22 protein-coding genes and 2 tRNA genes are annotated in these 20781 nt (G+C 63.3%); 7 read left to right on the top strand and 17 right to left on the bottom strand.

Features of this window, described 5'->3' with window-relative positions; translation table 11 throughout:
* Nucleotides 1-204: 204 nt before the first annotated feature.
* A tRNA-Gly gene (locus GJR96_RS06425) sits at nt 205-275 on the bottom strand.
* Between the two features lie 261 nt (nt 276-536).
* On the opposite strand from GJR96_RS06425, the gene GJR96_RS06430 reads away from it, so the two are divergent.
* Nucleotides 537-1367, top strand: a complete 831-nt coding sequence (locus GJR96_RS06430) for an NAD+ synthase (RefSeq protein WP_151162179.1) — start codon at nt 537-539, stop codon at nt 1365-1367.
* Here the strand turns inward: GJR96_RS06430 and GJR96_RS06435 are convergent, their stop codons facing one another.
* Nucleotides 1368-2063: an enoyl-CoA hydratase/isomerase family protein gene (locus GJR96_RS06435; RefSeq protein WP_151162180.1), complete on the bottom strand. Its 696-nt coding sequence runs from the start codon at nt 2061-2063 to the stop codon at nt 1368-1370.
* A gap of 60 nt (nt 2064-2123) precedes the next feature.
* Here GJR96_RS06435 and GJR96_RS06440 point away from each other — a divergent pair, with 60 nt between their 5' ends.
* A complete protein-coding gene (locus tag GJR96_RS06440) occupies nt 2124-2801 on the top strand; it encodes a DUF7114 family protein (RefSeq protein WP_151162181.1) in 678 nt (225 codons plus the stop codon).
* Nucleotides 2802-2879: 78 nt separating this feature from the next.
* Nucleotides 2880-2951: transfer RNA gene (locus tag GJR96_RS06445), tRNA-Thr, on the top strand.
* Between the two features lie 161 nt (nt 2952-3112).
* On the opposite strand, the gene GJR96_RS06450 is transcribed toward GJR96_RS06445, so the two are convergent.
* The 4 genes from GJR96_RS06450 to GJR96_RS06465 form a co-directional block, all read right to left on the bottom strand.
* Nucleotides 3113-3343: a hypothetical protein gene (locus tag GJR96_RS06450; RefSeq protein WP_151162182.1), complete on the bottom strand. Its 231-nt coding sequence runs from the start codon at nt 3341-3343 to the stop codon at nt 3113-3115.
* A 53-nt stretch (nt 3344-3396) separates the two neighbouring features.
* Nucleotides 3397-3900, bottom strand: a complete 504-nt coding sequence (locus GJR96_RS06455; RefSeq protein ID WP_151162183.1) for a hypothetical protein — start codon at nt 3898-3900, stop codon at nt 3397-3399.
* Between the two features lie 74 nt (nt 3901-3974).
* A complete protein-coding gene (locus GJR96_RS06460) occupies nt 3975-5015 on the bottom strand; it encodes an NAD(P)-dependent alcohol dehydrogenase (RefSeq protein ID WP_151162184.1) in 1041 nt (346 codons plus the stop codon).
* A 139-nt stretch (nt 5016-5154) separates the two neighbouring features.
* Nucleotides 5155-5985: a M48 family metallopeptidase gene (locus GJR96_RS06465; protein ID WP_151162185.1), complete on the bottom strand. Its 831-nt coding sequence runs from the start codon at nt 5983-5985 to the stop codon at nt 5155-5157.
* 111 nt (nt 5986-6096) lie between these two features.
* On the opposite strand from GJR96_RS06465, the gene GJR96_RS06470 reads away from it, so the two are divergent.
* Nucleotides 6097-7422 carry an MFS transporter gene (locus GJR96_RS06470; protein ID WP_151162186.1) on the top strand — a complete coding sequence of 442 codons (1326 nt, stop codon included), beginning with the start codon at nt 6097-6099 and terminating at the stop codon, nt 7420-7422.
* A gap of 28 nt (nt 7423-7450) precedes the next feature.
* Here the strand turns inward: GJR96_RS06470 and GJR96_RS06475 are convergent, their stop codons facing one another.
* From GJR96_RS06475 to GJR96_RS06485, 3 genes are all read right to left on the bottom strand, one after another.
* Entirely contained in the window at nt 7451-10594 is a 3144-nt protein-coding gene (locus GJR96_RS06475) for an Eco57I restriction-modification methylase domain-containing protein (RefSeq protein ID WP_151162187.1), read from the bottom strand.
* 184 nt (nt 10595-10778) lie between these two features.
* Complete coding sequence (locus tag GJR96_RS06480) at nt 10779-11393, bottom strand: class I SAM-dependent methyltransferase (RefSeq protein WP_151162188.1); 615 nt, start codon at nt 11391-11393, stop codon at nt 10779-10781.
* A 109-nt stretch (nt 11394-11502) separates the two neighbouring features.
* Nucleotides 11503-12114 carry a metal-dependent hydrolase gene (locus GJR96_RS06485; protein ID WP_191965816.1) on the bottom strand — a complete coding sequence of 204 codons (612 nt, stop codon included), beginning with the start codon at nt 12112-12114 and terminating at the stop codon, nt 11503-11505.
* Nucleotides 12115-12213: 99 nt separating this feature from the next.
* Here GJR96_RS06485 and GJR96_RS06490 point away from each other — a divergent pair, with 99 nt between their 5' ends.
* The gene (locus tag GJR96_RS06490) at nt 12214-12831 is read left to right on the top strand and encodes a hypothetical protein (protein WP_151162189.1); all 618 of its coding nucleotides are present in this window, start codon (nt 12214-12216) and stop codon (nt 12829-12831) included.
* Between the two features lie 41 nt (nt 12832-12872).
* A complete protein-coding gene (locus tag GJR96_RS06495; RefSeq protein ID WP_151162190.1) occupies nt 12873-13526 on the top strand; it encodes a potassium channel family protein in 654 nt (217 codons plus the stop codon).
* Nucleotides 13527-13823: 297 nt separating this feature from the next.
* Here GJR96_RS06495 and GJR96_RS06500 read toward each other — a convergent pair whose 3' ends face one another.
* The 3 genes from GJR96_RS06500 to GJR96_RS06510 are packed head-to-tail and all read right to left on the bottom strand — an operon-like array spanning nt 13824 to nt 16393.
* The gene (locus GJR96_RS06500) at nt 13824-14651 is read right to left on the bottom strand and encodes an ABC transporter ATP-binding protein (RefSeq protein ID WP_151162191.1); all 828 of its coding nucleotides are present in this window, start codon (nt 14649-14651) and stop codon (nt 13824-13826) included.
* Nucleotides 14648-15340 (bottom strand): ABC transporter permease, encoded by a 693-nt coding sequence (locus GJR96_RS06505; RefSeq protein ID WP_151162192.1) that lies wholly within the window; start codon nt 15338-15340, stop codon nt 14648-14650. Before GJR96_RS06505 ends, GJR96_RS06500 begins: the two co-directional genes overlap by 4 nt.
* Before the next feature lie 24 nt (nt 15341-15364).
* The gene (locus GJR96_RS06510; protein WP_151162193.1) at nt 15365-16393 is read right to left on the bottom strand and encodes a substrate-binding domain-containing protein; all 1029 of its coding nucleotides are present in this window, start codon (nt 16391-16393) and stop codon (nt 15365-15367) included.
* A 259-nt stretch (nt 16394-16652) separates the two neighbouring features.
* On the opposite strand from GJR96_RS06510, the gene GJR96_RS06515 reads away from it, so the two are divergent.
* On the top strand, nt 16653-17129 hold the full coding sequence (locus tag GJR96_RS06515) for a PIN domain-containing protein (protein ID WP_151162194.1): 477 nt from the start codon (nt 16653-16655) through the stop codon (nt 17127-17129).
* A 34-nt stretch (nt 17130-17163) separates the two neighbouring features.
* On the opposite strand, the gene GJR96_RS18065 is transcribed toward GJR96_RS06515, so the two are convergent.
* The 5 genes from GJR96_RS18065 to GJR96_RS06535 all read right to left on the bottom strand — a co-directional run bounded on the left by GJR96_RS18065 (nt 17164) and on the right by GJR96_RS06535 (nt 20774).
* A complete protein-coding gene (locus GJR96_RS18065) occupies nt 17164-17337 on the bottom strand; it encodes a hypothetical protein (protein WP_191965817.1) in 174 nt (57 codons plus the stop codon).
* Between the two features lie 60 nt (nt 17338-17397).
* A complete protein-coding gene (locus tag GJR96_RS06520; RefSeq protein WP_151163930.1) occupies nt 17398-17778 on the bottom strand; it encodes an ACT domain-containing protein in 381 nt (126 codons plus the stop codon).
* Nucleotides 17779-18056: 278 nt separating this feature from the next.
* Nucleotides 18057-18689 carry a non-canonical purine NTP pyrophosphatase gene (locus GJR96_RS06525; protein WP_151162195.1) on the bottom strand — a complete coding sequence of 211 codons (633 nt, stop codon included), beginning with the start codon at nt 18687-18689 and terminating at the stop codon, nt 18057-18059.
* A 51-nt stretch (nt 18690-18740) separates the two neighbouring features.
* Entirely contained in the window at nt 18741-19019 is a 279-nt protein-coding gene (locus tag GJR96_RS06530) for a DUF5808 domain-containing protein (protein WP_151162196.1), read from the bottom strand.
* Nucleotides 19020-19115: 96 nt separating this feature from the next.
* On the bottom strand, nt 19116-20774 hold the full coding sequence (locus tag GJR96_RS06535) for a bifunctional N(6)-L-threonylcarbamoyladenine synthase/serine/threonine protein kinase (protein ID WP_151162197.1): 1659 nt from the start codon (nt 20772-20774) through the stop codon (nt 19116-19118).
* Nucleotides 20775-20781: the final 7 nt, after the last annotated feature.

Below are 20781 nucleotides of genomic sequence, written 5' to 3' on the forward strand. Positions count from 1 at the left end.
AATTCTCTGTTGTCGCTCTTCGTCGAGTTTCGTCGCAGAATGCGCCGACCGGGACTCACGCGAGCGAAGCGAGTGTGAGTACGTCGGGTAGCGAACGTAGTGAGCGAACCGACGGGAATTGAACCCCAATCGCTCCCTTGCGGTCGCTCCTTGATTCAATTCCCTCCGGAGCGCATTCGCTCCTCACATTCGTTCGTCACAGAATGCGCCGACCGGGAATTGAACCCGGGCTTCGAGCTTGGGAAGCTCGTGTCCTACCACTGGACCATCGGCGCACGTCGCTTCGCTCGTGCCCCGAGCGTTATCTTACTTCGTTCGACAACACATCGGCGCTCATCTCATTCGCACTGGGCTCGACCTTACTTCGTTCGGTCGACCATGGCGCACATCGCTTCGTTCCGAAGCAAAAATTCGTAGACTGCGCTGGCACTTGAACGTAGCGCTTCACCAGAACCCGGGGTGGACGGAACTGGACGGCCGTCCACTCTTTCTCGCCGACGAGTGACTATTTGCCCTCTGGGTTCTAATCGGATTCAATGACAGAAATCGACGTTCTCTCGGAGAGTGCGCCCATCGACCTTCGTCTTTCGGAGGCCGAACTGGAAGCCCACCGCGAACACATCACGACGTTCATCCGTGACACCGTCGACGCCGCAGGTGCCGACGGCGCGGTGCTCGGTCTCTCCGGTGGCATCGACTCGACGCTCACTGCCTTCCTCGCCGTCGAGGCCCTCGGTGAAGACGGCCTCCACGGCCTCGTCATGCCGAGCGTGGCGAACGCCGAAGACATGATGAGCGACGCGGAGGGTGTCGCCGAGATGCTGGGCATCGAGTACGATGTGGTCGAAATCCAGCCCATCGCGGAGACGTTCTTCGACACGTTCCCCGAGGCGGCGAACGACCGGATGGCCGCCGGCAACGTCTACGTTCGCACTCGCGGCGTCCTCAACTACTTCGTCGCAAACCACGAGAACCGTATCGTCCTCGGGACGGGCAACCGCTCTGAGGCCATGACGGGGTACTTCACGAAGTACGGCGACCAAGCAGTCGACTGCAACCCCATCGGAAACCTCTACAAACAACAGGTCCGCCAACTGGCCGCCCACGTCGGCGTCCCCGAAGACCTCGTCCTCCAGACCCCCTCTGCCGAGATGTGGAGCGGCCAGACCGACGAGTCAGAACTGGGGCTCACCTACGACGTCCTCGACGCCATCCTCGCACTCCACATCGATGGCCCACTGTCGAAATCTGCCACCATCCGGCACCTCGACGTGACCGACGAGCAAATCGACCGTGTGGTCGAACTCTACGAACGGAGCGCCCACAAGCGTTCCATGCCGCCCGCACCGTCCGAACTGAACCTGTAACTATTCTTCTCGCGACGTCGCGATATCGTCGACGTTCGCCCGGTGCAGTTCTGCGAACCCGCGCGCTTCTTCGGCTAACCGCGCCTCGTCGTCACTCCGGTCTCGCAGACGCTCTTTGATGATTCGGAGCGACTGATGCTCGTTCTCGGCCATCGAAGCGGCAACCTCGTACGGGTCGTCGACGATTCGGGAGACGAGTCCCATCTGAAGTGCTTCGTCGGCGTCGACGACGCGGCCAGACAGCGAGAATTCGAGTGCGTGACCTTCGCCCACGATGCGCGGAAGACGAACCGTTCCTCCCCACGCCCCGAAGAGACCGATTCGAACGCCCGGTTCGCCCAGTGTCGCTCGGGGTGTGGCCACTCGAACGTCGCAGGCGAGGGCGAGTTCGACACCACCGCCGCGGGCCGCACCGTCGATACCGGCGACGACGACCGACGATGACTGCTCTATGGTGTCCGCCACACGCTGGCCCTGTCTGGCGAACGCTTCCGGGTCGTCGAGTTCGGCGACGCTGTCGAGGTCAGCACCCGCGCAGAACGCTGGGCCACTTCCGCGGAGCAAGACGACCGGTGCGTCGGCGTCGTCGATAGCGGCCCGCAAGTCGTCGAGGTCTGTCGGTCTGAGGGCGTTTCGTCGTTCGGGGCGTTCGATGGTCACGACCCGGAGGTCGCCATCGTCTGTCGTCCGTATCATATCCACGTTGTGCCGTGGTTTTCCAAAGGTCTTTGGCCTCCCAACCGTAAGTCTCGGCCGATGGACGACGCCGTGCGAGCCCGTGAGGCTGCGCGTGAGGCCCTGTCGGATATCGAGCCCGATGCCCTCCGTGCAGCGCTGGACGAACGCCTCGACGCCGCCTCCTTGACACCGGCGGTACTCACGTTCGTGAGCGCGCGGGCTGTCGAACCCAACGTCGACCTGAACGGCTTGGCAACGCGTGCCGCCGGAGTGCAACTCATCTACGAGGGGCTTCGGCTCACTCGACTGCTCGCCCGCGACGAACCGTGGGTGCACCTCGATTCGCCCGACGGCGACACCGACGCCGACTTGGACATCCTCGCTGCAGACGTGCTGGTCTCGCGCGGGTTCTACCTCCTCGCTCGGACGGAAGCGGCCGACCACGCTGTCGAGACGGTTCGGGCCTTCGGACGCGACCAGACGCGCCTCCGCAGTGCCCCCGACACCGACCGTGCTGTCCTCGACAGTAACCTCGAAGTCAACATCTGTACGTTGGCAGTCGTCGCCGGAACGACTGCAGTCGGGTCACCACCACCGACTGCGCTCGTCGAATACGCGGCCGGGTTGGCGAAGACACAGGATGGTGATTTGCCGCCTGCCGCAGAGACGGTCTCCGAATCGACCGTCGAGCGTATCGCGGCACTCTATCGAGGCGGGTCCGGCGACGACCCGGTCACCTCGACAGCTGACCGATAATCGACATACGCTACCATGGTTCCGGGGCGATTCAAATCGAAACCCCTAAAGACAAACCCGGACAACGAAGGAATGCGTGCCTGGGTAGCTTAGCGGTAAAGCGCGTCCTTGGTAAGGACGAGAGCCCGGGTTCAAATCCCGGCCTAGGCTTTCTGCGAGGAACATCGTGACGAGCAGAAGCCGTAGCCGGATTTGAGCAGCGAGCAAATCTCCGATTTGCGAGTGAGTTCAAATCCCGGCCGAGGCTTTTTCTGAAACTCACCATCGCGAGCTGTCGATGTCACTTATTCAGACAGCGAACACGCCCCAAATCAGAAGACGAGTGAGAGGCCGACGAGTCCTAACGAGATGAAAAAGAGGCCGCCGAGGATTCCTGCGACACCGATTGCTCGATACGCGCGAATCGTCATTCGAGATGGGTTCGATGGGTTCAGCGGCATCAGAACCGCCATCGCACGAGAAGGGGTTCGAACGATGAAGACACCCGTCGCAGTTCCGATCAGTCCGAATACGATTGAGAGCAACGGGTAGACAGGATTCATCACTGCTATTTGTCGAACATGATTCATAAAATCCACTCACTCTGGGTGTTCCCTCACCCCACGAACAACCGAATATCGTCGGCGACGACGCCCTCACACCCCGCCGGAACCGCGTCGAACCAGCTGATATCTCGAACTGGTTCGCCACCGACGTTCGGGTCCGCCGCGACCGGTCGTCCCTCGACAGTCGTCGTCCGGTACACGATATTGTAGACTGTCCGTTTCCGGTCTGTGCCGGCCTCGCAATAGTCGAGACGGCGGACACGCTCAGGTGCGTTGAGTTCGACACTGCTGCCGGTCAACTGCTCGACTCCGTTCTGGGCGCGAACACTCCAGTCGTCGTCGGCATCGATAGAGAAGGCGGCGAGGGTCCACCCGTGGGACCCGTCATCCACCAGTAACACCGACCCGGTATCGTTGACGACGCCCACGACGAGGTGACTCGTAAGCCCCTCGCAGACGGAGTCGAACGCCGTCGGTTCGATGACGTGAGATTCCTCGTGGAACGTGACGTCGTCTCTGTCTCGGAGTCGCGCTAGGTCGGTGAGCGAACCCATCACGCACTCACTTCTCACTGGGCCGTCATAAATCAGAATCCCGTGTTCGGGCGCGGGTGCCACTCGGGTCGTCGCTACGGCGTAATCACCGCACGTCCTTCGATTTCGCCGTGTTCGAGATGTTCGGCGACGGTGTTCACTTCGTCGAGGCCGTATCGAGTCGTTCTGAGTTCGACGTCGCCGCGTTCGACGAGGGCGACGAGTTCCTGTAGTTCGGTGTATTGGCCCACGAGCGTTCCACGGAACGAGAACTCGCCGTTGACGAGTGCTTGCGACGGTTCGTGGACGTGTCCACCGTACCCGATGATGTGGTGGTCGCCGCCGGCGGCGACGATATCAGGGGCGTACCCCGTCGTCTCGTCAGCGCCGACGAAGTCGAGTACCTGTGCCGCGCCGGTTCCATCGGTGAGTGCGTCGATTTCGGCCACTACGTCGTCCGTCGTCGGGTTAATCGTGTGATTCGCACCGAGGGCTGTCGCCAGGTCGAGAGCCTCGTCTTTCACGTCGACAGCGACGATATCCGGTGCGCTCATCGCGTCCACGCACTGGAGGCCGATGTGACCGAGACCGCCGATGCCGATGACGACGGCGGTGTCACCCGGATTCAGTTCGTGAACGGCCTTTTTCGCGGCGTGGTAGGCGGTGATGCCGGCGTCGGCGTGGGGCGCGATATCTATCGGGTCGACGCCGTCCGGAAGCGGGATGACAGCGCGTTCGTTGGTCGAGAGGTACTCGGCGAACCCGCCGTCGGTCGTGAGACCGTTGAATTTGCTGTTCTCACAGTACATGTCTTCCCCCTGCCGGCACGGACGACAGATGCCGCACGTCTGGACCGGGTGACAGATTACTGGGTCGCCCTCTTCGACGAGTTGCACCTCGTCGCCCGTCTCGACGACGGTCCCCGCGTTCTCGTGACCCAGCGTCATCGGAAGCGGTTGGTCGACGTACTCCGCCCACATTCCCTCGATGATGTGGTTGTCTGTCTGGCACCACCCCGCACCTTGCACTTCGACGACGACGCCGTTCGACGCCGAAACCGTCGGGCGCTCGATGTCGTCTATCTGGAGGGCGGTGCTCATCTCGTCGGTATACTCGTGGAGTCGTGCGGCTTGCATGGTAACACATGTCAAATCATCGCATAGATACAAAAATCCTCGTTGCTGTCAGATTCAGCGAGTATCGGCGGGAACGGCCAGAAAACGGGGTCAGTTTTTACTCGGGTCGGTTCCGTCCCAAACCGAGTCGGTGTCGCTCTCAGCCAGACAGCTGCTGTAATCGCGCGATGCGCTTTTCCATCGGCGGGTGTGAGGCGAATAGACGGGCGAGGATACCGTCGCGCTGACCGAAGATGCACAGTGCGCTCACGCTGTCGTTAATGGCGGTTCGTTCGACCTGTTCGTTCACGTGGCCAATCTTTGCGAGTGCGCTGGCGAGTGCCTCGGGGTTCCCAGTGTACTGGGCGGCGTCTTCGTCGGCGGCGTACTCCCGAACGCGCGAGATGACGAGGACGAACACCGTGACGAGCAACTGCGCGATGATACTCGCAATCCACCCGAGAATCCACCCGACGATACCGCCGATGGCCTCGTTGACGACGAAGTAGACGCCCCACCCGAACAGCATGGCGATGCTCTGCCCGAGGACCATCGGAACCACGTCACGGTTCTTGAGGTGGGTGAGTTCGTGTGCGATGACGCCTTTGAGTTCGTCGTCGTCGAGAATCTGCATGAGTTCCGTCCCGAGTACGACGACGCCGCTTCCCTGTCGACCGACGGCGAACGCGTTGGGTGCCCCCATCGGCGCGTACATCAGTTTCGGCTTCGTGATTCCCATCTCTGCGCTTAGCGACTCGACAGTCTGGTGAACGTCGGCGAACTCGTCTTCGGGGAGTTCCTCGGCGTCGATGCTTCGCAGTGCCAACCACTTCCCGAGTTTGTACTGGACACCGACGAACAACACCGTGAGTACGACGACAGTGACGACAGACCCGAGTACCTCCCACACGGCCGTCGCCAAGAGCATGTAGAACGCGAACAGGACCGTCCCGGAGACGGCCATCCGAAGCTTGAGTCCAGTATGCTTCATATCAGAACAGAACACAGTTCCACATCTTAACATTTTGGGGTGTGGTAGCAACTGTGGTGTGCCTTGCCGTCCCGCGACAGACATTTACACACAGGGTATGTCACGGATGATATGGCACGGTTCTCGATTCGGGCACATCCGACGCGTTGGCGATGGGTGCTGTGGGCACTGCTCGCGGTCGGATTTCTTCTCGTCAGTTTCCACCGGGTGACCACTGCGGTCCTCGCGGACGACCTCTCGCGGGCATTCGACACGACCGGTGCAGAACTCGGGATGTTGCACGCCGCGTTCTTCTACATCTACGCTGCGCTACAGTTACCGTCGGGAATCTTGGTGGACCGGGTCGGGTCGCGCCGGGTCGCTGCCGCCGGCCTCGCCGTGATGTCCCTCGGCGTATTTGGGTTCGCGCTCGCACCGACCTACGCCCTCGCGTTCGCCTCGCGTGCGCTGTTGGGCCTCGGCGGGAGCGTCCTCTACACGGCGACGCTTCGGTTCCTCGCGAACTGGTATCGGCCGGACGAGTTCGCCACGATGACTGGGTGGACTATCGCCGCGGCGGGGATGGGCGGCGTCCTCGCGACAACGCCGTTGGCCATCGCCATCGACAGTACAGGCTGGCGGTCGGTGCTCCTCGCCGTCGGTGTCGGCGGTGTCGGACTCGCGGCTGTGACGTTCTTCGTGGTCCGTGACCGCCCGACCGACGCAGGGTTCCAACCGCTCGACGGCGTCCAACCGCCGACGACCCGAATCGAGTTTTCGACCGTCGTCGAGAACACGAAGCGAGTGTTGAGCGAAGGCGAGACGTGGTTGATGGGGACGATGCTGTTTCTGGTGCTGGGGACGAACTTCACCGTCCTCGGTCTGTGGGGCGTCCCGTACATCTCTGACCTCTACGACGTGTCGGTCCGGACTGCCTCGCTGGTCGTCTTCGCCGGGAACGTCGCGTTCCTCATCGGGTCACCACTCATGGGGTCGTTGTCTGACCGACTGGGCCACCGAACCGAACTCATCCTCGGGTCCTGCGTGGTGTTCACGCTCGCGTACGGCCTCATCTTCCTCTTCGTGACCCCGCCGTTGCTCCTCGCCGGCGTGTTGCTCTTCGCGGCGCTCTTCGTCATGGGCGGCGCAGTCATCGCCTTCACCGTCGCCAAGGAGCGCCACGCCGCGTCGGCGAGCGCAACCGCGACGGGTGCGATAAACAGCATGGGATACTTCGGTGCCGCCGTCTTCCCGGCGGTGATGGGGTACGCGCTCGACGCCTATTGGACGGGCGAGACAGTCGCCGGCGCTCGGGTCTACACCCCCGCCGGCTACCGAGTCGCGTTCGGCATCGCCACCGCCGCGGGCGTCGTCGCCATCGTCTGTGCGTACCTGCTCCACCGCCGTGAGTCCCGCGTCGAGGTATCCGCGTCCGGCCACCCCGAACCGACCGACTGAGGTGACCTGCCGATACTGGCGTGGGCGACTATTCGTCTCTCGCTGCCGTCTGTAGCCGACTGAGTCTCGAAATCGTCTCTTCTGCGACCATCTCACGGACGTCCAAGACGTCGAGGACGGCCCGTGCTTCCGCCGGTGTGAGGCCGTAGAGGTCGAAAACGGCCGCATCGAGTTCCATCTGTGCGTCCGATAGCGCCGCCTCGATGCGGACGATATCCGTCGGTGGCGTGTCCGAGTCGGCATCGCTTCCGACGACGTCGCTCACTTCGCGCTGAACCTCGCGGATGAGTCTAACTACCGGTTCGACAGACGCCTCACCAGTGCCGCACACGACGGTTTTCTCCAACACGTGCCGCAAGTGGTCGACGTTCACCCGCGAGTCGAGTAACGCCGCCACCGAGAGCGACACCAACTGGAGTTGTTCGCGGGTTCGAAACCCGACGCTGAGCAACGCCGTCTCGACGCCGTCGTCGATGCCGTAGAGGACGCCCGACGGCCTCTCGGTGTCGCCGACGAATTCGAACGCCGAATACTCCCGTTCGAGTACGTCACTGTCGCCGTCTGGGTCAATCGAACAGTCGACAACCCACGCTTCGGACCTCTCTTCGGTGTCGTCTGCCGAGTGGTCTACTCCGAGAATTGACGCGAGCGTTCGGTCCGCAGTTGTCTGTGCCTCGACGCGACGCTCCCACGCCCGTCGGAAGTGGAACCGGCGCGCAGAGAGTACTTCGAGGCGTTCGACGAGCGGTGTGAGTTCTGTCGTCCCCTCGATGGCGAGGCCACGAAGTTGCGTCAGCGACACGCGCGGGAAGAGGTGTTGGCCCATCTTCTCACCGGTGACGAGCGACTGGAGGTACGCGACGCGACTATTCAGCACGCCGAGGAGGTGCTGGTAGTCGTAGTCGTCGTCGGTCAGGACGACCGAAATCACTGACTTGGGAAAGAGTCTCGTCGTCGTCGAGCGAGCGCCTATCAATCCGGTCTCTCGTTTCGAGGGCACCTCGCGTAACAGGACCTTTTCGCCGTCGAGAAATCGTTTCGGGGGAATTCGGAAGAACTCGGCAGACGTATCGACGTACTGCGTCGGCGACGAGTCGAGGTGGAACCGCCCGAGCGACGCAGCACGCGTGTCTGGCACGTGCGCATCGTGTTCGTTCTCGTCGGAGTGGAACACCTCGTTCTCGATTTCCGCGGGAGTGTGGATGCTCCGGTGATAGAGTTGGTAACCAACGGTCAGGTCGGCGATATCGGCCAGCGTGGTCGCGTTCGCGGTCATCTTCGCGGTAATCGCGTATTCTTCTGCACCCACGTAGGGGTTGACGTGGTACGCCGGCGGTTCGATACTCGACGGCGGGACGGTCCGAACTGGTTGGAACTCACCATCTGTCGTGAGTTCGCCGACGGTGATTCCGCCCCGGTCGAAGTCGTCGTCGCTCGACTCGACGACTGTCGGCGGTCCCTGTTTGTCGACGACGACTGCGATACTGTTCTGGCCAACGTCGGTGAACGCCGAGTCTGGCACGAACGCAATCGTCGTGAGTCGCGCACTGCGTAACAGGACGCGCCGAAGGTTCCTCGCACCGGGTATCGAGAGCCACGTATTCGGCGTCACCATGCCCACGCACCCATTCGTCGCCGTGAAGGACCGTTCGAGGAAGTACCGATAGAGGTCCGGTTGGCCCGATTGGTACTCGTAGCGCTCAGTCAGGAAGCGCGTGACGTGTTCGCTCCCGTGCGTCACCCACGGCGGGTTGCCGACGATGCAGTCGAATCCGCCGCTATCCCGATACACGTGCCAGAACTGGAGCGGCCAGTGGAACGGCGTCGTCTCGTCGAGAAGTGCCACCGTCGCCTGCGAGTCTTCGACGGACGCTTCGAACACCGCGTCGAGTTCTGGCCGAATCTGTCTCAGTACGTCCACCGCTCGTCTGAGTGACTCTCGCTCTCGCGGGTCGTCGAGGGCGGCAACACGGGCGTGTGAGATTGCTCGCATCTCCGCGTCGTACTGCGCGTGGAGCACGTCCTGTACCCGCTCATCGGGGAGTCCGACGAGTGAATCACCACACCCGAAGTTCATCTCGAACTCGGGCCAGTCGCACCCGCCGACGGACGTCTCGCCTGATTCTGTGGTCTCGGAGTGACGGCGGGTTTCGACGCCACAGTCGAACTCGGGGTCACGGCCGACGGCGGCGAGCCAGACGTTGAGTTTCGCGATTTCGAGGGCCTTGCTATCGAGGTCGACTGCGTGAACGTGCCGGAGTACGAGTGTGGCGGCGAACTCCCGTTCTCGAAGACGGAGTTCACCTCGTTCGTCTTCTGTGTACCCGAGTGTCCGCAGGAGCGTTTCGATGCGCTCGATTTCACCTTCTGACGGGTTCTCGCCTGTCTCTTCCCCTTCGGACTGCCGACGCGGGTGTCGTGCGGCGTCGAGGCACTCGAACAGTCGGTCGTACTCGTCACGGATGGCGTCGAACGCTGCGACGAGAAACGACCCGGTCCCACAGGCGGGGTCGAGGACGGTGAACTCGGTGAACTCCGTCGCGGCGGCGGCGGCGGCGTCCCACCGCCCTGTCTCGACTGCGTGTTCGAACCGGGCCGCGACAGTTTCTAACTCGACGCCGACGGTGTCTGTGACGAGCGACCTGGAGACGTACCCTGGCGTGTAGTAGATTCCACGCCCCGTTCGGCCGTCGGCGAGATACGTCTCGTATATTCGGCCGAAGACGTCCTCGTCGAGTTGCGCGAAATCGACGTCGGCCACCCCTGTCTTCTCGTCCTGACTGTCGTCTGCGGCGACGCCCACGACTGCAGCGACGTTCCCCGCAACCGTCTCGGCGTCCGGTTCCGACTGTTCGACCGTCGGGTAGACATCCCGTGTGAACAGGTCGACGTCACAGTACGCGGTGACGTGCTCGCTCACGTCTGTGAAAAAGGAATCCAGCATTGCGTGTCTGCTGTCGTGGCCGTGGCCCCGTTCGTGTTCGGTCCACGTCTTCTGAAGCCAATCAGCCTCGATGACGCCGTAGTCCGCGAGGGTCTGGACGAAGACGAGTTTGGTGAGGAGTGTGACCACGCTCTCGGTGTGGTGCTCGTCGGTCTCGCCTTCGACGAACTCCACGTCGTCGAACGCCGCCACCCACTCGTCGAACCGCTGGAAGAACGTGTCGCTCACGGCGCGCCGACCCCGCAGCGACCACGTGGTTCGTCCTCGGTGTGCGGTCTCTCATCGAGACTCGATGCACCTCTGTGGAGGTGGCCGACGCCGAAGGACGAGGACATGACACACACCTCTGCCGCCCGAGTGATTAATCGCCCGGTCGGTAAACGAGGCGCACAGGCGGGGCTGTGACCCCGATTCAGTTCGCATCGAACTGCGCCAGCACGAACGGGTACTGACTCCCGAGTTCGTCGTCGACGACGAACTCGTCGAGGACGTCGAACCCGGTCTGGTCGAGTATCTCGTACGTCTGTTCGATGTCTGGGAAACTCCACCGCATCTCGACGCCGCTGTCCAGCCAATCGGGGTTCGACCCTTCCCACGCCTCACCGCCGACGGTACAGAGGAGGTTGCCACCGGGTCGAAGCACCCGAGAGAACTCCGCAATCACCTGTTCGTGTTCTGCAACCGGCACGTGGATGAGCGAATAGAAGGCACAGAGCGCGTCGAACGACGACGACTCGATGGGGAGGGCGGTCATGTCGCCCTGAAGGAACCTCGCGTTCGCGACGTTCGCTCGGGCGAGTTCCAACTGCGCACGTGAGAAATCCACTCCGACCACGTCGAAGTCTTCGGCGAGCGCACTCGTCACTGGGGTCCCTTGTCCACACCCGACGTCGAGGATGCTGTCTCCCCAGTCGAGACGTGTCGTGAGTTCGTCGAGTACCGGCGGCGCGTCCTCGTTTCGCTGCTGGTCGTACACGTCGGCGAGATTGTCGTACCCGTCACGGACTGCGCGTCGCTGGTCTGTCACCGATGAAACATCTCGTTACGTTCACCCCCGACAGCGGGTGATAAATGTCTTCTGCCGCGTGGTCGACGCGTCGCTCTCGGGGAGATACCGCGTGAAAAGGGGTGGCCGTCTACCGCAGGTCTCGGACGAACCGTTCGGGCACGTGGTCGACGAGGTGGTCGGGAATCGCCGCGACGGCGCGTTCTGCGATTGCGACCATCGGTTTCCGCAGGAGGACGTAGACGCCCGAGACGGTGACTGCGGCGATGACGAGCGTCTCGGTGAGGCCGTCGAAGACGACGACTGGCGGGACGGCGAAGGCGAGCGTCAGCGCGAGGTCCTCGGGGGACCCGTCGTACCGGACGTAGCGTTTCGGGGCGAGCCATCGGCCGTTCCAGTGGTCGTAGACGGCGCGTTCAGAGGTTCCGAGCCACGGCTTGAGTTCCAGACCGCCGCCGAGAACGTCGGACGCGGAGTGCAGTGCGGCCGCTGCGAGGAACAGTGCGACGGCGAGCGTCGTCGTCGTCGGGTTCCATGCGGCGATTGCGAGCGCAGGCACCGCGAGTGCGCTGAAGTACACTGGGAAGTGGAGCGTCTTGCGGTGGCCTGCGTACAGGTCGAAGTCGGGGAACAGGCCGCCGAGTGCGGCCGCAAGGACGGGGAGCATCCCGGCCTCGGGGACCAACGCCCACACGGCGGTGCCGAGGACGACACCCGCGAGGGCGTGAGTGGTGGCCATCATCGAAGTGTCGTATGTAATCTGAAGGAAAAACGGTGTCGGTAGTCGTGCTAGCTAGTGACACAGTGTAATTTTCCGGACAGACGCCCTCTCTCTTGGTACATGCGCTCGTGGCACGTCGAACGAATCGCCAGCCGATTCATCCAACTCGTCATCGGTCTCATCTTCGTCGCCGGCGTGTACACGCGGAACCTGAGCGTCGTCGTCAACGCACTCCTCGCCCTCGCGGCCACGTTTCTCCCGGCGGTACTCCGACGTGACTGGCAGATTCGGCTCCACCCGTTCTTGGGGATGTGGCTGACGACGGCCGTCTTGTTACACGCAATCGGGATGCTCGGACCGTACCACTACATCGACTGGTGGGACCACGTCACCCACACGCTCTCGGCGAGCGTCGTCGCCGCCGTCGGGTACACCGCGGCGCGGGCCATCGAAGCGCACACTGACGCCGTTCACTTCCCTCGACAGTTCATGTTCGTCTACATCCTGCTTTTCACCCTCGCTGTCGGCGTCTTCTGGGAAGTCCTCGAGTTCGGTGCCCGTCTCGCGGCCGAAGCAGCCGGTACCGAGGCCATCCTCGTTCAGTACGGCCTCGACGACACGCTCGTCGACCTCATCTTCGATTCGGTGGGTGCCGTCCTCGTGGCACTCTTCGGGACGGCCACGCTCTCTGACACTATCGAGTCGCTCACGGAGCGACTCGAACAGACCCGACCCTGACGGGGGCTATCTTTTAGCCGACTGGTGTGTATGGTACTACCATGAAAGTCGTTATCGTGGGATACGGTCGCGTAGGTTCTCGAACTGCGCGCGTGCTTCGAGAAGAGGGCCACAACGTGACTGTCGTCGACAACGACGAGAAGAAAGTCGACAGGGCTCTCGACGAGGGGTTTCAGGCGATATTCGGTGACGGCGGGACCGAGAGCGTCCTGAAGTCGGCGGGCATCGAGTCCGCGAACGCCGTCGGCGGACTGACTGGCGACCCGAACATCAACTTCGCGGCGTGTATGCTCGGAAAGGAGTTCGGCTGTCGTTCCGTCATGCGAATCAGCGAGGACTACCGACAGGAGATATACGAGCGATACGCCGACGACGTTGACGAAATCGTCTACCCAGAACGTCTCGGTGCTGCGGGCGCGAAGACGGCACTACTCGGCGGCGACTTCAACGCAATCGGCGACCTGACCGACCAACTCCGTCTCACGACGGTGTACGTCCCCGAAGGCGCACCGGTCATCGGCGAACACGTCGCCAGTATCGACTTGGGTGCCGATGGGCGTGTCTACGCCCACGGCCGAGCACGCGAACCGATGACGATTCCGCTCCCCGGAACGGTCGTCGAAGCGGGTGACCAACTCGCACTCCTCACCGAACGCGACGCACTCGAACGGGTTCGCACGCAACTGCTCGGCTAGGCGTCTCACGACGCCAGTTCTGTGTCGTCTCTCTGCGACGTGAGACGCCACTCTAGTTGTTCGAAAGTAAAGGATGGCGCCCTGGTGGTGACGCCACACGCCGTGCCGGGGGAGGCCAGAACGGCTATGGTGGTGTGCCGGGCGCGCGGGTGGGAGGATGGGAACTGAGGCCGAGAGTGCGCGCCCAGACGGTGGATATGTATCACGGACCATAAACCTGCGTCAGACGGCAGTCACACACGGGTTCTAGACCACTCCTCTGCAGTCTCTCGAAGTCAGCCTCGCCAACCGATTGACTCAGTAGACGAGTTTCCCCTCGATGAATCGGCGGACCCTGTCGTCGGCCGGGTTCTCGAACACCCGGTCGGTCGGCCCCGACTCGATACACGTCCCGTCGAGGAGGACCGCCGTCCGGTCTGAGACGCGTTGCGCTTGCTGCATGTCGTGGGTTGCCAACGCGACGGCGATGCCGTGACGTCGCGCCTCTCGCATCGCCGATTCGATTGCGGCGGTATTTCGTGGGTCGAGGTTCGACGTCGGTTCGTCCAAGAGCAACACGTCGGGGTCAGGTGCAAGCGCCCGCGCGATGGCGACGCGTTGGGCCTCCCCGGCGGACAACGACCGCGCGTCACGGTGCATCTTGTCGGCCATGCCGACCGTTTCGAGGGCACGTTCGACCGGCGGTGCTGGGTCACTTCTGCCGACGACGTTCTCGATGGCGCTTCGAAGTCGCGCCCCCCACGACTGTCGGACGCGAAGTCCGTACGCCACGTTGTCGGACACCGCCGCGGAGAACAGACTCCGTGTCTGGAACCCCATCCCGATGCGCCGCCTGAGGGCGAGTCGCTGGTCGTCGGACAGCGACCACACGTCTTCACCATCGACTTCGACCGTGCCTTTGTCCGGCGGTTCGAACATCGCGAGCAGTCGTAAGAGCGTCGTCTTCCCCGTCCCCGATGGACCGACGATAGCCAGTATCTCGCCGGGTTCGACGGCGAGCGAGATGTCTTCGAGAATCACGCCATCGCCGAATCCGTGACTCAGGTTGCGCGCGGCGAGACGGGTCAACTGCCGCGATGCGCTGCCCGGTGACTGCGTGCCTGTGGTTTGGTGTGTCTCACTCATCGGTTCCCACCTGCCGGATTCCGGTCGCGGAAGCGTGCCCCGAGGGCGTTCACCGTAAGAACCAGTGCGAGGAGGATGGCACCGAGTGCGATACCCGTCTCGATGTTCCCCTTCCGCGCTTCGACGGTAATCGCCGTCGTGAGTGTCCGCGTGAACGAGGTGCTGTCCGAGAAGACGATGTTGCCACCGACGATGAGGACGGACCCCACTTCACTGATGGCGCGCCCGTAGGCGGCCAAGAGGGCGGTCACGATTCCGTAGCGAGCCTCTCGGACGACGAGAAGTGCAACGTCAACGGAGGTGCCGCCAGTCGCGAACGCGGCGTCTCTGAGGTCCTGTGGGACCGACTGAACCGCAGAGAGCGAGACGCTCACGAGGACGGGGAGGGCGAGAATCGTCTGCGAGATAATCATCGCTTCGGGCGTAAACAGGAGTTCGAACTCCCCGAGTGGGCCGGAGCGAGAGAGCGTCAGGAGGACCACGAGGCCGACGACCACGCTGGGAAAGCCCATCCCCGTCGAGATGATGGACGTGACGACGGACTTCCCGCGGAAGTCGCGGAACCCGACTGTGAGTGCGACTGGTAAGCCAATCGCGGCGCTGAGGAGGACTGCCACCGTACTCACGTAGAGTGAGACGACGGTGATGCTGACGAGGTAGGTCAGGTTCAGGTCGCCGAGGCCGAACACAGGCGGAGGTGGGGTCGGACCGGACTAAAAGTCCTCGGGGACGTTCTCGGCGACCCAGTGCTCGAACTGCGCGTCCGAGACTGACGCCGACCCGTTCCCGCTCCCACCCGAGTAATCCTCGGGCACGTACTGGCCGAACTGTGGGTCTTCGGACAGTGCGTTCGGGAAGAACAGCTGTGACCCGTTGGCGGTGTAGTTGCTGATAATCTCTTGGCCCTCGGGACTGGTCAGGAACCCGGCGTAGGCCATGGCGAGGGGATAGTTCACGTCGGGGTACTTCGCCGGGTTGACCGGGATGACGCCGTAGGGGTTCTTCAGGATGGTCGGCCCGCCCTTGAGGGGCCCTTGGACGTGGATTTCGAGGTCGATGTTGTCCTGCGTGGCGAGGTACGTCCCGCGGTCCGAGAGCGTGTACGCACCCGACTGGTCGGCCTGCACGAGCGTGTCTCCCATCCCTTTGCCGATTGCGCGGTACCACTCACCCGACGGTTCGACACCCGCGGCGTCCCAGATGAGCAGTTCCTTCTTGTTCGTCCCGGAGTCGTCACCACGAGAGACAAACGTGGACTGCGTCTCAGAAATCGTCGCGAAGGCGTCGGCGGCGCTGGACATGCCTTGAACACCCGCCGGGTCGTCGGCGGGGCCGACGATGACGAAGTCGTTGAACATCACGTCGCGGCGGTTGACGCCGTAGCCCTCTTCGAGGAATTCGTCCTCCGCGCCGCGGGCGTGGACGAGGATGACGTCGGCGTCGCCGTTTCTCGCCGTCTCGATTGCCGCACCCGTCCCCTGTGGGATGGTCTTGATTCGGGCGTTGAACTTCTCTTCGAACACCGGGTTGAGGGCGTCGAGGAGACCCGTGTCGTAGGTGCTCGTGGTCGTGGCGAGCGTCAACTCCTGCGTTGTGCCACTCGACTCCCCCTCTTGACTTCCGCCGGAGGCAGTCGTCTCGTCGCCTGTTTGCGGCGGATTGGACTCACCCGTACATCCGCTCAGCCCGAGGAGAGCACCGACACCTGCCGCGTGCAAGAAACGTCGTCGCTGTATCGCCATGGTACTGTGCTGTGCCGAAGGGAAATTAACTGTTTCCCACTTGAGGTAATTAAAATCAGTTACTAACTGTGGGAAACGCACCAAATTGCGTTTGGAATTGGTTTCGCCACCGTCTGTCGCGCAGGCGAGTGCGTCGGATTCTTTTCGAGCGGGTTCGTCGTTCCACGCATGACATGGGAGTCGCTGTTCAAACGCGCTGCCGAGTACGAGACCACCGACGACGACATCTCAGCGGCGCTTCGCGCTCGTCGAGGCGACGATGACTGACACAGACCCCGCGCCGACACGTGTCGTCGCCGACGCCGACGTTCTCGCGTCTGACCTCCTCGTCGGCGGTGCATCCCGTGAGGCACTGGACCACCTCCGCCGCCACTCGTGGACGACGCTCGTCGCCAGCGAACCCCTCCTCGACGACGCAGAGGCCATCGTCACAGACCTCACAAACGAGACGCTGGCGGCAGACTGGCGGGCCAAAGTCGAGACGTGGGTCGAACTCGTCGAACATCCCGAGGGCGACCAACCAGCGCTCGCGTCCGCCTATCGCGGTGGAGCCATGCACCTGCTCACGTTCGACGAGCGGTTGACCTCTGCGAAGGCCGGTGCCGCACTCGGTGGTCGGTTCCCGGTCAGTATCCGCCACCCGCAGGCGTTCGCCACGTTGTTCTCCGCCGAGAGTCTCTACGCAGAAGTCGCCGACGGCAAGTACCCCGGCCCGGACCGCGACCCGAGAGCGTAATCGCACCGAAACCACGTGGTCGTGGCCTCGTCGTTCAGGAGACGACGAACCGAGTCACGACGAACGTCGCCACTACCGTCACCAGTGCGAACCCGGCGGCCACGCCAACGGTCGCCGACGGTTCGCCGAAGAACACCACCATCGCCACGGCCATCGAAATCCCGTATCCGCTTGCCACGCCCGTCGCGAGGGCCGTCGCACGGTTCATGCACTCTGCTACGTGCCCCACGAGCGTGGCTATCGACCCTTCGAATGGTGGCCGTTGATGCTACGCGACGACGCATCCGAGTGCTTCGAGTTTCTGCGTCGCGGCCGGGACGTCATCTTCTTTCACGAGGACGTGGTCCGTCGAGTACGCGGAGATGGCGAATATCGAGATGTCCTCCTCGGCGAGTGCGGTTGCGACAGCGGCCAAGAAGCCGACGAGTTCGAACGGGAGGACCATCTCGAAGGTGAGGCGTTTCCACCCGCCTTCGGATTCGACGATGTTCGCCTCGTCCACGGTTCCCTCTTCGGCGACGACTGTCGTCTCGGCCCCATCTTGTATCGTCGCAAAGGCGTCCGGGTCGCCGCGTTCGGCCTTGACGACGGTGTACGTCGCCTTGGAGACGGTGACCGTGCCGTCTTCGAAGAAGTCGGTTGGGTCCATGTCGGAGACCCCGCGGTCGAGGAGGGTAAACGTGGTGTTCAACCGTGCTCGTCGGCGTCTCTCGTCTCGCTCACGCTCGACAACCCACCGGAAATCAGAGATTTCCATCCTTCACCTCGCTTCGCTCGGTGACCCTCCGAGAATCAAAGATTCACGTTCTTTGTCTCGCTTCGCTCGACAAACCACCGTCGGACGCTTCGCGCCCGACGAGGCACGCTTCGCTCACTCCGTTCGCTCAGCGAACTTCTGAAAATCGAAGATTTTCAACGTACGCCTCACTAGCGTTCGGCGTACCACGTCGCAAACTTCGCCAACGCCCGCCCACGGTGTGAGATACCGTTCTTCTCGGATGCCGTCATCTCGGCGAACGTCTTGCCGTCGTGTTCGAAGATGGGGTCGTAGCCGAACCCGCCGTCACCGCGCGGCGGGACGATGCGACCGTTGACGACGCCCTCGAACAGTTTCACGGGGAGCGCTTCGGTCTCTTCTGCGTTCTGTTCGGCACCGTGGGCGGCGGCGACGGTTCGGTCGTCGCGGTCGATGGGGTCGGGACTCGCCTCGAACGGGTCGCCGTCACAGTACGCGAGGATGCATCGGAACGACGCCCGTCGGGGTTCGTCGAGTTCCGCGGCGGCGAGTCGATAGACCGTCTCGACGCCGAGGGTGTCTTCGACGTACGCGGAGTACGGGCCGGGGAACCCCTCGAACCCGTCGATGAAGAGGCCGGCGTCGTCGACCAGCACTGGTTCGCCGGCGTAGCGGTAGGCCTCGCGGGCACCGTGCGCGGCGATGGGACCGAGTTCGGAAGCCTGCACCTCGGTGTAGTCGAAGTCGAGTTGCGTGACGTCGTCGTCGAGATAGTCGAGGGCCTCGCGGACCTTGCCCTCGTTCGTGGTGACGTACCGGAGCATACCCGCCCATCTGCAGGCGGGCGTCGAAAAGTCGTCGGTGTGTCGCCGGCGTTAGTCGACGATGACTTCGACCGGACCGTCGTCGGCCGCTGCTGCGTCTTCCTTCTTCTCGCGGCTCTGACGCTCGTTCCAGAGGAGGCCGCCGACGACGACGAGGGCGACCCACGAGCGCCAATTCGCGAGGTTTAGCGTGTAGCCGATGCCGAAGGGCTTCTCGACGAGCATGCCCTTGCCGGGTTGCCAGTACGACGACAGGAGACGCCCTGCGCTCGGACGTTCGAAGTTGTAGGGGATGCCGAAGAGCGTTCCACTTTGCGGTTTGTCTACCATACGAGACAGGTACGCCCGCTGACGATAAATCATTTTGGCCTTCCGACCAGTTCCGACCGGGTCCGGGTGCCCACAACGGGACAGATTTTCGACAGCCTACCGATACCGGCCGCGGGACTCGACGTCCCGGAGGCGGGCGATGACTTCCTCCGACCCGACCGATTCGTAGCCTGCTTCGAGGGCGTCGACCAGCGGTCCGGCGTCGTCCGCTGTGCCTTCGACACTCTGAGCGAACACGTGGAGGTCCATCGCGTGGTCTTCGACGTGGCCGGTGTGGAACCCGAGTCCGAAGTCGATGAGGTGGACGTGCGTCTCTCCGTCGGGTCCAGTTCCGACGCGGATGTTTCGCGTCGTCGGGTCACCGTGGACGATGCCTGCCTCGTGAAGGCGCGCGAGGTACTCGCCGACGACGCGGACGGCGGCCGGGTCGAGTCGTTCCGCGAGGTCAGCGTCTCCGACTCTCTGGAAGGTGATGACGCCATCGACGGGGTCTACGTCGCGGATGATTGGCGTCCGAACGCCCACCCGGCGAGCGTCGCTCGTCAGGCGTGCTTCCGCCTTCGTCCGCTCTCTGCGGAGTCTGTCGTCGAGTTCCGGGTGTCGGTACGTCTTGGGAACACGACGTTTGACGACTTCGTCGGTGCCGATATCGACTGTGGCTTCGGCCCCGCGGATGGCACCGTCGTCGGTGTAGGCGCGAGCGACCGATTCGTCGGTGCCGCGCCACGTCACTTCGACCTGGTCCGGGCGGAAGTTCGGGTCCACGGCGGAGTCTTCGACGGCGAGGGTGTCGCCCGCGGCGAACATCCGCGCGCCGAGGAGGGCAATCATCCCCGCGTTGTCGCCGAGGAATCGCGGTTCGGGCGCGTGGAACTTCGCACCGCGCTGGTCGCACATCTCGGCGAGCATCTCGCGGAGGCGGGCGTTGTTCCCGACGCCGCCACCGAGGACGAGTTCGTCTGTCCCCGTGAGCGAGAGTGCACGCTCTGCGACTTCGGTGAGCATGCCGAAGATTGTCTCCTGCAACCCGGCGGAGATGTCTTCGACGGGCGTGCCAGCGTCCGCCTCGTCCTTCGCGGCGCTCATGATGCCCGAGAAAGAGAAGTCCATCCCCTTGACGACGTACGGTAACTCGACGTACTCGCCGTCTTTGGCGGCCGCTTCGACTTTGGGGCCGCCGGGGTGGGTCCACCCGACGTGGCGGGTGAACTTGTCGATGGCGTTACCGACGCCGGTGTCCATCGTCTCGCCGAGGACGCGGTAGCGACCGTTGTGGTAGCCGAGCAGGTGGGCGTTCGCGCCAGAGGCGTTCAGGCAGACGGGCGACTCGAACCCGGACTGGTAGCGACCGATTTCGAGGTGGGCCACCATGTGGTTGACGCCGACGAGCGGTACGTCCAGCGTCTGGGCGACAGACCGGGCCGCAGTGCCGACGATACGGAGACACGGGCCAAGCCCCGGCCCGCGAGAGAACGCGACTGCGTCGACGACAGGGCCGTCTCCGTCGTGTCTGGCGGCGGCGTGGTCGAGGGCGGTTTCGACCACTTCGGGGATGGCGGTTCCCATGTGTTCGGCCGCCTCGCGCGGGTGGATGCCGCCGCTGTCGGGTTGATACGGGTTCGATTCGATGAAGATGTGGTCTGCAGACGGCTCTGGAGTTCGGTCGGTTCCGGCGCGAAGGGCGTCGGGGTCGTCCGTCTCGAAAACCGCGGCGCTCGCGGCCCACGCAGTACCTTCGATTCCGAGAATGCGCATCGAGAGT

Origin of the sequence: Haloferax litoreum (assembly GCF_009674605.1) — an archaeon.
Classification (GTDB): Archaea; Halobacteriota; Halobacteria; order Halobacteriales; family Haloferacaceae; genus Haloferax; species Haloferax litoreum.

Bases quoted from the DNA above. Each gene is read 5' to 3' on its own strand.
- GJR96_RS06465 (WP_151162185.1), bottom strand. From the start codon at position 5,985: ATGAAGCATACTGGACTCAAGCTTCGGATGGCCGTCTCCGGGACGGTC.
- GJR96_RS06500 (WP_151162191.1), bottom strand. From the start codon at position 14,651: ATGAGTGAGACACACCAAACCACAGGCACGCAGTCACCGGGCAGCGCA.
- GJR96_RS06495 (WP_151162190.1), top strand. From the start codon at position 12,873: ATGAAAGTCGTTATCGTGGGATACGGTCGCGTAGGTTCTCGAACTGCG.
- GJR96_RS06525 (WP_151162195.1), bottom strand. From the start codon at position 18,689: ATGCTCCGGTACGTCACCACGAACGAGGGCAAGGTCCGCGAGGCCCTC.
- GJR96_RS06530 (WP_151162196.1), bottom strand. From the start codon at position 19,019: ATGGTAGACAAACCGCAAAGTGGAACGCTCTTCGGCATCCCCTACAAC.
- GJR96_RS06510 (WP_151162193.1), bottom strand. From the start codon at position 16,393: ATGGCGATACAGCGACGACGTTTCTTGCACGCGGCAGGTGTCGGTGCT.
- GJR96_RS06515 (WP_151162194.1), top strand. From the start codon at position 16,653: ATGACTGACACAGACCCCGCGCCGACACGTGTCGTCGCCGACGCCGAC.
- GJR96_RS06435 (WP_151162180.1), bottom strand. From the start codon at position 2,063: ATGATACGGACGACAGACGATGGCGACCTCCGGGTCGTGACCATCGAA.
- GJR96_RS06535 (WP_151162197.1), bottom strand. From the start codon at position 20,774: ATGCGCATTCTCGGAATCGAAGGTACTGCGTGGGCCGCGAGCGCCGCG.
- GJR96_RS18065 (WP_191965817.1), bottom strand. From the start codon at position 17,337: ATGAACCGTGCGACGGCCCTCGCGACGGGCGTGGCAAGCGGATACGGG.
- GJR96_RS06490 (WP_151162189.1), top strand. From the start codon at position 12,214: ATGCGCTCGTGGCACGTCGAACGAATCGCCAGCCGATTCATCCAACTC.
- GJR96_RS06485 (WP_191965816.1), bottom strand. From the start codon at position 12,114: ATGATGGCCACCACTCACGCCCTCGCGGGTGTCGTCCTCGGCACCGCC.
- GJR96_RS06520 (WP_151163930.1), bottom strand. From the start codon at position 17,778: ATGGACCCAACCGACTTCTTCGAAGACGGCACGGTCACCGTCTCCAAG.
- GJR96_RS06460 (WP_151162184.1), bottom strand. From the start codon at position 5,015: ATGCAAGCCGCACGACTCCACGAGTATACCGACGAGATGAGCACCGCC.
- GJR96_RS06455 (WP_151162183.1), bottom strand. From the start codon at position 3,900: ATGGGTTCGCTCACCGACCTAGCGCGACTCCGAGACAGAGACGACGTC.
- GJR96_RS06450 (WP_151162182.1), bottom strand. From the start codon at position 3,343: ATGAATCCTGTCTACCCGTTGCTCTCAATCGTATTCGGACTGATCGGA.
- GJR96_RS06440 (WP_151162181.1), top strand. From the start codon at position 2,124: ATGGACGACGCCGTGCGAGCCCGTGAGGCTGCGCGTGAGGCCCTGTCG.
- GJR96_RS06430 (WP_151162179.1), top strand. From the start codon at position 537: ATGACAGAAATCGACGTTCTCTCGGAGAGTGCGCCCATCGACCTTCGT.
- GJR96_RS06470 (WP_151162186.1), top strand. From the start codon at position 6,097: ATGGCACGGTTCTCGATTCGGGCACATCCGACGCGTTGGCGATGGGTG.